This is a genomic window from Microbulbifer sp. (assembly GCF_036563125.1).
In the GTDB taxonomy this organism is placed as follows: Bacteria; Pseudomonadota; Gammaproteobacteria; order Pseudomonadales; family Cellvibrionaceae; genus Microbulbifer.
The window spans coordinates 1-3,383 of sequence record NZ_DATCMV010000062.1 but is presented as its reverse complement, the minus strand read 5'-3'; the positions used below and the strand labels follow the sequence as shown (position 1 = coordinate 3,383).

Here is a 3,383-nt window from a genome sequence, read left to right as displayed (position 1 = left end):
TGCTCGCAAATGGCAGCTACCGCATCACCTTCAACGATGTCAGCAAGGCCATCAGCGTAACGGAAATCACCTCACCGCCAGAAAACACCTCTACCAGTATCTGTTTCGATAACCCGCAGAACTATGCGACGCCACATATCTATTTCTGGAACCCGCAACCGGGCGGGCGTGTTAGCAACCTGCCGGGCTGGCCCGGCCGTCCCATGACCGCTGTTGGCGACTATTACTGCTACGATTTTTCCGAGGATCTAAGCAGCGGCGTCATGCCGGATTCCCTCAGCGTAATTTTCAATAATAACGGTGCGCCGCAGACCGCCGACCTTCAGTACAGCGGCAATCCCTGCTTTATCGGCGATCAGTGGCAGGGTGCGGAAACCTGCGGGCTGGATGGTGAAACGGCGGTGGAGCAGCCGCCAACTACCCGACCTTTACTGCAGCAACCGCTGAATTTTCCCATCTCTGGCAATGTGTCCGGTGGCAGTTACCGTTTTGAGGTGGCTTACCCGAACCTGCAGGGGCGGTTCATGTCGCCGGTGATGGTGATCCCCGACGGAATCAACGATCTTCTTTATGTGGTGGATAAAACCGGATCGATCTTTGTTTTTCCCAACCGTGCAGATGTTGCGGCCACGGAAGTGCGCGAACTGCTGAACATCAGCGGCGTGGTGCGCAATTACCACGAGCAAGGTCTGCTCAGCATGGTATTTGATCCGGACTACGCCAGCAACGGCTTCATTTACGTCTATTACATTCACGGCACCGATGACAATGAACGCGCGGCGGATGGTAGTTACGGCGATGCTATTCTTGAGCGCTGGACGGTGGATGATCCGAATAATCCCGTGCAGGTGATCGCCGGCTCCAGCGCGGAAATTTTGCGTGTTCCCCAGCGCGGCCCGGACCACAAGGGCGGCATGATGCAGTTTCACCCGGAGGATCACTACCTCTATCTGGGTATTGGCGACGGTGCCTACGGCCACAGCGCCACCATGAGCTACCCGGAAGACCCGCGCACCAACAATGGTGCTCAGGAAACGGCAAACCTGCTGGGTTCCTTTATCCGCATCAAACCGTTGGCCCAGCCGGTGGGTGGGAAGTATTACGAGATTCCCGCCGACAATCCGTTTGTGGGCGTGCCTGGCTTCCGCGGAGAGATCTGGTCGTATGGCCACCGCAATCCCTGGCGCTGGAGTTTTGATACCGAGGCTCCTTACACACTCTGGGAAACCGAAGTCGGGCAGGCGGGCTATGAAGAAGTAAACCTAATTGAAAAGGGGAAAAATTACGGCTGGCCCATCTGTGAAGGCACCAATAACCGCGGTGACCTGGGCGGTGACCCGGGCAAAAATTGCAGCACGGATTTTGAACCGCCGCGCGACGGCTATGCCCACCCCACCGGCTTCTCCATTATTGGCGGCGTGGTATACCGAGGCAATACGCTGCCGGGCCTGAGTGGCCGATTTGTTTTCGGCGACTACGTGACCAAACGTATCTGGTCGATTGTGGACGGTGAGGCGAAGTCGCTGATCAGCGAGGCGTTCCCGGAGAACATCGCATCTTTCGGCACCGATCTCAGTGGCGATACCCTGCTGGTTTCCACCTACGGCGTCGAGTACGGCGGTCAGTCCACGATCTACAAAGTGGTGGATGACGATGCCGAGGCGGCAGTCATTCCCGCAAAGCTTTCGCAAACCGGACTTTTTTCCGACCTGCAAAAACTGTCGCCGGTCAGCGGTGTGCTGGAATACAGCCTAAATACCCAGGGCTGGTTCGACGGCGCCAGCACGCGGCATTTTATTGCCCTGCCCAACGATAGCCAGATCGACTTCGAGGCAACGGAGAACTGGCAGCTTCCCGTTGGCACGGTGCTGGTCAAACACCAGAGTATCGCCACCGCGGAAAATCCCGCGCAGCCTTTTACCACCTCGGTGCTGTTCCGTCAGGACACCGGTAAATGGCAGGCGGCCAATTATTACTGGAACAGCGCCGGTAACGACGCCGATCTGGTGACCGAATCGCTGACGGTGATGGACGGCGGCCTTGAAAACCGCCAGCGCGCGGTACAGTCTGCCGCCGACTGCGGATCCTGCCACATTGGAAGTGGCAGTCGCGACCCCCTGGCCATGCATACGCGCCAGTTGAACCGCAATTTCCAGTACGGCGATGGACCTGAAACCGTCGCCAATCAGCTAGATGTATTCAACAATATCGCGCTGTTTACGGAAAATATCGGCGGTGCGGAAATCCACGGTACGTTTGTCGACGCCGCGGATACCTCGGCGGATCTGGACGAACGCGCGCGCACCTACCTCGACACCAACTGCTCCCACTGCCACGCCAGTGGCTTTATGGATCTGCGCTATGACACGCCACTGGCCGACATGCGTCTGGTCAATGTGGAAACCACCGGCGGCGCTGCTCGCCTGCGGCCTTTCGATCATGCCGGCAGCCTGGTGTATATCTACCAGACCACTGACAACAACCGTATGCCCAAGGGCACGCGCTACACCAACTCGGTAGCGGAAGCGCTTTTCCGGCAATGGATTGATAGCGCCGATGCAGAACAGGTGGGAATCCGCTTACAGGCAAACAGCGATCGCCTGAATGGCGGTGATCTACTTCCGGTGCAGGTCTACGCGCTGTTCGACAACGGTTTTCAAGTTCCTGTAGGCGTCGCACCCAGTGTGGCATCCAGCGATCCTTCGGTGCTCGCAGTGGAATCCGTAAACGAGGCCGAATTCGTGCTGCGTGCCGGCGCTACCGGCAGCGCCACCATTACGGTACAGCAGGGTGGCTTCAGCGAGACGCTGACCGTGTCGGTTACTACGGTGGATACCAGTATCACGGCGCTTGAAATTGGCCCTGCGGATATTGCACTGGATAGCAGCCGCCAGCTGGTGGCCTTCGGTGTGCGCGCCGATGGCACCCGCAAAAATCTGTTTGGCCAAGTGACCTGGTCCATCACGAGTGGCCCCGCCAGTGTGGATCAGAATGGCCTTGTCACCAGAAACGGCGATGGCGCGGTGACGGTGCAGGCGGAGCTGGGAGAATTCATTGCCACCGCGACACTGGTGGAGGGCTTTTCCGGTATTGCCCTGCGCTATGACAATCCGCAGAACTGGGCGCAGGTCTATGTACACCTGTGGATTACGGTGAATGGCCAGGACCAGGCACTGACGCAATGGCCCGGGCTGCCGATGGCGGGCCCGGACAGCGACGGCTGGTGGACCCATTACGTGGATCAAGAAGATCTGCACAATGGTGAGATCAATCTGGTATTCAACAGCGGCAATGGCCAGCAGACCGGCGATCAACGCAATATTGCCGAGTCCTCCAGTTTTGTCGGCGGCGCGCGGGAGCCGTGGATGCCGGAAGACGTCGTG

At 58.3% G+C, this 3,383-nt stretch carries 1 protein-coding gene; it reads left to right on the top strand.

All coding sequences use genetic code 11. The features are described 5' to 3' along the window. The coding region (locus VIL80_RS04795; RefSeq protein ID WP_332035010.1) for a PQQ-dependent sugar dehydrogenase at nt 1-3,383 on the top strand (3,383 nt) is incomplete at both ends.